The sequence below is a fragment of the Mycobacterium sp. genome (assembly GCF_035653355.1).
Classification (GTDB): domain Bacteria; phylum Actinomycetota; class Actinomycetes; order Mycobacteriales; family Mycobacteriaceae; genus Mycobacterium.
Genome location: NZ_DASRBZ010000090.1, coordinates 1 through 6607 on the forward strand (window position 1 = coordinate 1; position 6607 = coordinate 6607).

The 6607-nt window shown below is 65.6% G+C and carries 7 protein-coding genes and 1 pseudogene; 5 read left to right on the top strand and 3 right to left on the bottom strand.

Annotation, left to right across the window (positions count from 1 at the left end):
* Window positions 1-168 (top strand): RsiV family protein (locus tag VFA16_RS02945; protein WP_324966387.1); only part of this gene is annotated, 168 nt, incomplete at its 5' end.
* Between the two features lie 8 nt (window positions 169-176).
* On the opposite strand, the gene VFA16_RS02950 is transcribed toward VFA16_RS02945, so the two are convergent.
* A complete protein-coding gene (locus VFA16_RS02950; RefSeq protein WP_324966381.1) occupies window positions 177-1508 on the bottom strand; it encodes a PQQ-binding-like beta-propeller repeat protein in 1332 nt (443 codons plus the stop codon).
* Window positions 1509-1724: 216 nt separating this feature from the next.
* Between VFA16_RS02950 and VFA16_RS02955 the strand changes: the two genes are divergently transcribed.
* On the top strand, window positions 1725-2462 hold the full coding sequence (locus VFA16_RS02955; RefSeq protein ID WP_324966382.1) for an acetyltransferase: 738 nt from the start codon (window positions 1725-1727) through the stop codon (window positions 2460-2462).
* A gap of 23 nt (window positions 2463-2485) precedes the next feature.
* On the opposite strand, the gene VFA16_RS02960 is transcribed toward VFA16_RS02955, so the two are convergent.
* Window positions 2486-2965: a TspO/MBR family protein gene (locus tag VFA16_RS02960; protein WP_324966383.1), complete on the bottom strand. Its 480-nt coding sequence runs from the start codon at window positions 2963-2965 to the stop codon at window positions 2486-2488.
* A gap of 233 nt (window positions 2966-3198) precedes the next feature.
* Between VFA16_RS02960 and fni the strand changes: the two genes are divergently transcribed.
* On the top strand, window positions 3199-4260 hold the full coding sequence (gene fni, locus VFA16_RS02965; protein WP_324966384.1) for a type 2 isopentenyl-diphosphate Delta-isomerase: 1062 nt from the start codon (window positions 3199-3201) through the stop codon (window positions 4258-4260).
* 3 nt (window positions 4261-4263) lie between these two features.
* Complete coding sequence (locus VFA16_RS02970; protein WP_324966385.1) at window positions 4264-5508, top strand: glycosyltransferase; 1245 nt, start codon at window positions 4264-4266, stop codon at window positions 5506-5508.
* A 5-nt stretch (window positions 5509-5513) separates the two neighbouring features.
* Here VFA16_RS02970 and VFA16_RS02975 read toward each other — a convergent pair whose 3' ends face one another.
* The gene (locus VFA16_RS02975) at window positions 5514-6077 is read right to left on the bottom strand and encodes a MarR family winged helix-turn-helix transcriptional regulator (protein ID WP_324966386.1); all 564 of its coding nucleotides are present in this window, start codon (window positions 6075-6077) and stop codon (window positions 5514-5516) included.
* Window positions 6078-6373: 296 nt separating this feature from the next.
* On the opposite strand from VFA16_RS02975, the pseudogene VFA16_RS02980 reads away from it, so the two are divergent.
* Window positions 6374-6607: pseudogene (locus VFA16_RS02980) on the top strand (hypothetical protein); the annotation flags it as partial.

The following is a 6607-nucleotide window of genomic DNA, read 5'->3' on the forward strand; positions in this document are numbered from 1 at the left end:
GGGGCGGTACCGCCCGGCGTCGGCCGCGACTCCTCCCACTACCAGAACTTCGCCATCACCGACGACGAGCTCATCTTCTACTTCGCGCCCGGTGAACTGCTGCCCCCCGCCGCCGGCGCCAGCCAGGTGCGGGTGCCGCGCAACGCTGTCCCGCCGCTGACGGTATAGGGACTCGGCTACTTCGGCGTGAAGCTGTAGACCTGGCCATCGCTGGTGGCGGTAACCACGCGGCGATCGTGGCCGATTGACACGCCCACCGGATATCCGGTGGCTTTCGGCAGCGGATAGCTGTTGACGGTGTGGCCATTGGCCGGATCGAAGATGAGCAACGACAACCCCGGCGCGCCCGGGCCGGGCGTCCCGGTGACCACCGTGTAGCCGACGCTTGCGCCGGCCAGGCTCGACGACGACAGCGGGCTGATGTCGTCGCGGCGCCACAGCGGCTGGGCGTGGTCACCGGCGTCCTTGAAGGCGACCAGTCGGGTGTCGGGGCCGCCGCCGGACACGATTAATCCCCCCGGCGACACCGCAGGCGGTGTCTGAGCCAAAAAATGCAGCGGCACAGCCCATTTCGGTTTGCCGTCGGCGGCGTTGAGCGCCCACAGCTTCTCGTCACGGCCATTGACGTACACCGTCGACCCGTCGGCCGACAGCACCGGGCTGGCCACGACCCCGGCGGCGACCGCGTCGCTGCTCCATTCGCGGGTCAGCAGCGGATTTTGCCCCGGGTGGTACTTCAAGGCCACCAATACCGCTGCCTTCGCGCCCGGCTGCCACAGGCCGATCACCACTGTCCCGCTGGACGGGGCGAAGGCCGGCGCCGCCGCGACCGGGCAGCCCGGCCGTGCTGGCGCGCAATCGGACAATCCGCGGGCCGGGTCGGTCGGGTCGACGCCGTCCACCAGATCGAGCGGGCTGCCCACCACGGTGCCGCGGTGCGCGTCGAACACCACCACCTGGCCGAGGTGCGTGACCACGAGCAGCCGACCACCGTCGAGAAGCCTTGGGGTCGAGGGCATCCCAATAACCGGGGCCCGCCAGCGCGTCCATTGGGTGGGCGGGAAAGACAGCATTGCCCCCGGCTGTCCGACGTAGACGTTGTCGAAGCCGTCGAACAATGGGCCGGCGAAGTCGCCGCCCTGCACCAACCGGACACACCAGCGTTGCCGTCCGTTGTCGGTGTTCTCCCACTCCATCAACGAACAACCGCTTGGGGTTTGCGCGTTGAGCACCAGCCAACCGCGCGTGCTGATTGCCGGTCCCGCCGCCAGGCTGCCCTTCACCGAGCGAGTCCATTGCAGCGCCAGACTAGTGGCGCCGGCTGTCGGGGTGTAGCTGCTGTTGGCAGCATCGCCGTATTGGGCCGGCCAGCCCTTCGCGGGCGCGGCGTCGACCCACGAGTCGGTGTTGCCACACCCGGCCAGCGTGATCACTGCCAGGGCCGCAGCTGACCGCGGCGCGCGGCGACCGCGTTCGTTATCACGAAAGATGGCGTTGTGTGCCTCCATAACCCGCACACTCGTCGTACGAGGGCGGGGGAGTCGCCAGAACACGGTGCCGAGAGTAGCGGGTGTCATTTCGGTCGTGCCTGATTGCCCGGCTGCGACGCGCGATGCTGCGCATCCCATGTCGTCGTCGGACCGTCATCGGGCTGTGCTTGATGGCCCGACTCCTCCTCGGGACGCTGTGCGTCCCTCGTTGTCATCGGGCTAGGCTTTGCGGCCATGACCACCATGTGGGGAGCACCGCTGCATCGGCGCTGGCGGGGATCCATGCTGCGCGACCCACGCCAGGCCAAGTTCCTGACCATGGCGTCCCTGAAGTGGGTAGTGGCCAACCGCGCGTGGAGCCCGTGGTATCTGGTGCGCTATTGGCGGCTGTTGAAATTCAAGCTGGCCAATCCGCACATCATCACCCGCGGCATGGTATTCCTCGGCAAAGACGTCGAGATTCACTGCACCCCCGAGCTGGCGCAGCTGGAAATCGGGCGCTGGGTCCACATCGGCGACAAGAACACCATCCGCGCCCACGAGGGCTCCCTTCGGTTCGGCGACAAGGTGGTGCTTGGTCGCGACAACGTCATCAACACCTATCTCGACATCGAGATCGGCGATTCGGTGCTAATGGCCGACTGGTGCTACATCTGCGATTTCGACCATCGGATGGACAACATCACGATGCCGATCAAAGACCAGGGCATCGTCAAGAGCCCGGTACGCATCGGGCCGGACACCTGGGTCGCCGCGAAGGTGACCGTACTGCGCGGCACCACCATCGGCCGCGGGTGTGTGCTCGGCTCGCACGCCGTGGTGAAGGGCAACATCCCGGATTACTCGATTGCGGTCGGCGCACCGGCCAAGGTGGTCAAGAACCGGCAGCTGGCGTGGGAGACGTCGGCCGCGCAGCGCGCAGAACTGGCCGCGGCACTGGCCGACATCGAACGCAAAAAAGCTGCCCGCTAACGCTCCGCAGCCCCGGTCGGCGGTTAGTGATTGAGCCGCCAGATATCGGCGGACATGACTGCGGCGAAGGCACACCACATCGGATAGGGCAATAGCGCCAGCCCGGCGCGCGGTTGGGCATCGGCAGTCCGCCTGGTCAAGTCGGCGCTGCTGAGCGCCAGCGCGGCGGCGCCCACCGCCGAGGAGCCAAGTCGCCGGTACTTGAAGAAGAGCCAGCTCCAACCGGCGTTGAGGATCAAATTGACGGCCAGCGCGGTGATGTAACGGCGTGCATTGCGGTGTTGGCCGGTGGCGCGCAAGCGGTTGACTGCCACCGCCGAGGTGCCCGCGATGTCCGCATATATCGAAGTCCAGGCGAGCGGGAACACACCACTTGGTGGCACGTACGAGGGCTTGTCCAGCCGCGTGTACCAGGCAGATGTATGCCCGCGGCTGGCGATGCTGCCGGCCGCGGCGGCCGCGCCGACGGCCAGCGTTGTTGCTCCCAGTGTGCGCATCGTCATGGTCCCTTTCGTTCGCTCTCGTGGCGGGGCCAACCTCGGCTATCATTTCATTATCTTAAGTATTAAGCAACTGAATGAACGCCTGGCGAAATCAGAGCACTGAAACGCAGCGATTGTGATTAGCCGTCGCCTCGGCGGCAATACGACGTCAACAAGCTGCGCCAGAAAGAGCACCATGCACCAACCACCGACAACCCGACGGCGACCCACTGCCGCTGCAACCCGCCCACGCCATGACGCCTGACCGATCCGCTTTGCCCGCCCGGAAGCGACGTCATATCGACGTTTGCCTCGGTGATGAGGTGTCCTACCGGAGTGTCACGACGGGATTGGAGCGTTACTGGCTGCCCTACAACGCGCTAACCCAGACCAGCCTGGCGGAGATCGACATGTCCACCGACTTTCTCGGCGCGCGGTTACGGGCCCCGGTACTGATCGGCGCAATGACCGGCGGCGCCGATCTGTCGGCCACCATCAACCGCAACCTGGCCGCAGCAGCGCAACGGCTCGGCATCGGCATGATGCTGGGATCGCAGCGGATCATGCTGGACAGCGCGCTGGGTGAGCGGGCCGCCGCCAGTTTCAGCGTCCGCGACCTGGCTCCGGATATCTTGCTGATCGGCAATATTGGCTTAGCGCAGTTGACGAAGCGCGCGATGCCGGATCTTGACAAGGCGCTCGGCCGCGTCGGAGCCGATGCACTTGCCGTGCACACGAATCCGTTGCAAGAGGCGGTCCAACACAACGGCGACACGAACTTTTCCGGATCACTCGACAGGCTGCGCGACGTGGCCGCCTACTTCCGATATCCGTTGCTGCTCAAGGAAGTTGGGCACGGGATCGGCGCCGATGCAGTGGCCCAATTGCTTGGCCCGTCGGGCGAACCGCCGGTCGCGGCCATCGATGTCGCGGGCGCCGGAGGCACGTCATGGTCGCGGGTCGAGCAGTTCGTGCGCTACGGCGAGCTGCGCTATCCCGACTTGGCCGAATGGGGTATCCCGACCGCACGCGCGATCGTGGAAGTGCGCCAAGCGCTGCCCGTTATCCCGCTCGTTGCCTCCGGCGGCATTCGCACCGGCATGGATGCGGCCAAGGCGCTCGCGTTGGGGGCCGACGTGGTGGCAGTTGCCAGGCCACTTCTCGCCCCGGCGATCGAATCCGCCGACGCCGCAACGGTTTGGCTTCAGCGCTTCATCGACGAGCTTCGCATCTGTCTGCACGGGTGTGGTGCAGCGGATCTGGATGGCTTGCGCGATGTCGGTGTAACGTTGGCGCCTTCGCCACAAACGGGGTGAACGATGGCAGTAATCCTGGCATACAGCTCGCCGTCGGTTGGCCATCTCTTTCCGCTCAACGCGCTCCTCTGTGAGCTGGCGCAGCGGGGCCACGGAGTCCACGTGTACGCGATGGCTGACGAGGTTCCCAGGATCCGGCGAGATGGACTGCACGCCGAGCCGGTTGATCCGCAGATCGAGGCGGTTGTCGGCCGGGATTGGCTGGCGAGAAGCGCCCTTGGCGTGTTGAAGACGTCGATCGATGTGCTTTGCCGGCGAGCCGTATTTGAAGTCGACGATCTGCGCACGGCGATCGACCGGGTGCGCCCCGACGCGGTGATCGTCGACGCGAACTGTTGGGGCGCCATGTCCGTCGCGGACGCATCCGGTGTCCCGTGGTTGGTCTTTTCACCGTTCACCCCCTACCTGCGGTCTGCGGGTGTGCCGCCCTTTGGCCCAGGGCTGCGGCCACTGCCGGGAATCATTGGCGCTGTCCGCGACGCGTCGATGCGCCCGTTCGTCAGACACTTCTTCGATCGACCAATGTTGCCGCGTATCAATGTCATTCGCGCGGAGCTAGGGTTGGCCGCTGTGAACACGGTCGACGAAATGATGCGGCGGGCGTCACTGCTGTTGGCGGTCGGAGGGGAACCGTTCGAGTATCCCCACCCCGGATGGGTAGACACGGTGTACTTGATCGGCGCGTGCGCGTTCGAGCCCGCGCCGATGGAGGCACACGACTGGGTCACCGCAATCGATCGGCCTTTGGTACTGGTGACCACGTCGTCGATCAGGCAGGCCGATACCGTGCTGGCCGAAACCGCGTTGCAGGCGCTGGCCGACGAGCCGGTCCACGTTGTTGCCACCTTCCCCGCGGGTGTGCCGGCGCAGCTGCATCCGCCGCCCAACGCGACTCTGACCCGATTCCTTCCGCACAGTGTGGTGCTCGATCGCGCCCGCTGCGCGATCACCCACGGGGGGATGGGCGCCACCCTCAAGGCGCTGGACCGTGGTGTCCCGGTTTGCGTTGTGCCGTTCGCGCGGGACCAGGCGGAGGTTGCGCGCCGCGTGCAGGTGGCTCGATGCGGTACCCGGCTGCCAGCGAAGAAGCTCACCGGCTCTCGGCTACGCGCAGCGGTTTACGAGGCGATGACAATGCGGGATGGCGCGCGTCGGGTGGCAGCCGGCTTGAACGCCACCGGAGGTGTCGCGCGCGGAGCCCAGTTGATCGAGCAGCGTGTACTCACGCGGACGGTGGCTGCCGAATGACGTGGTCAGCGCGCGACTTTGCGACCTCGGTTGGCTTTTGCGGCACTCCGCTGCGTGGTGGACGATCCGGGACGCTCTGCATGCAGCTCGGCTTCAAACGTCGACATCGCGGTGATCATCGCCATGAAAACCCGGTGGGCCGCAATCAGATCCTTGTCCGGCAGATCCGCCAGCGCGGCGCGCAAATGGGCACCGAGCGGGCTGAAAAATTCGCGCGCCAACGCCATGCCGCTGTGTTCATAGCGAAGCAGCGACTTTCGGCGGTCCGCGGGATCAGATTCACGTCGGATATGACCGGCCTCGATCATCCGGTCGACCAGATAGGTAATCGCCGCAGGGGTCACGTTCATGCGTTCCCGCAGTTGTGCCAACGTCAAGGGTTTTCCAGCAGTTTCGGCGACCATGATGTGCAGTAAGGCATGGAAGTCGCCGCCGCTTACCTCGTGTTGACGCGCGAAATGCCGGCCTATGCGATCGGACTGCGCGGTGATAGCTCGCATATCGGCCGACATCAGCTTTTCCAGCTCCGCTCGGCCCTGCGGTGGGTTCTTACTGCCGCGCTTGGTCACCTAACCGCATCCTTTTCGCCGATACGCCGAACAGCGTATCGGAATCCACTGGGCGACCAGCGACAGCCGGTAATTCCATGCACCATGTCGTGTCGCGATGCCTGGGCAGCTCGCCCGGGGCATTTGACACCACAATCTTAACTATTAAGCTACTGAAATACATCTACCGGTGCGCTTCGCTGCGCTCAAGGGGCACGCAGGACGCCCATGAAGGATCCACACTGACACAGCACGAAGACGACGGTTCAGCTCGCGGCGCTGCACGCGGGCGTCCCGACGGCGCCGACGACGCAGCGGTGCGTGCCGCGGGCAAGCTGACGGAGGCGTTGGAGACAACCGAGCGAGCGCGCGGCCACCTCTATTCCTTTCACCAACTCACCGGCCGTGCCGACCTGCTGCTCGACGACGCCGTTCGCCTGATACGCGAGGCGGGCCACCCACAGATGGCCGAGCACATCTGCGCGGAGTTGATCGGTCGCAACGTGCTGCCAGGCAGGTGGAGTTTTCAGGTCGTCGAAGACTACGACGAC

What these genes read in the sequence shown, in the direction of transcription:
- VFA16_RS02950 (WP_324966381.1), bottom strand. Translation starts at nt 1,508, where the DNA reads ATGGAGGCACACAACGCCATCTTTCGTGATAACGAACGCGGTCGCCGC.
- VFA16_RS02970 (WP_324966385.1), top strand. Translation starts at nt 4,264, where the DNA reads ATGGCAGTAATCCTGGCATACAGCTCGCCGTCGGTTGGCCATCTCTTT.
- fni (WP_324966384.1), top strand. Translation starts at nt 3,199, where the DNA reads ATGACGCCTGACCGATCCGCTTTGCCCGCCCGGAAGCGACGTCATATC.
- VFA16_RS02955 (WP_324966382.1), top strand. Translation starts at nt 1,725, where the DNA reads ATGACCACCATGTGGGGAGCACCGCTGCATCGGCGCTGGCGGGGATCC.
- VFA16_RS02960 (WP_324966383.1), bottom strand. Translation starts at nt 2,965, where the DNA reads ATGACGATGCGCACACTGGGAGCAACAACGCTGGCCGTCGGCGCGGCC.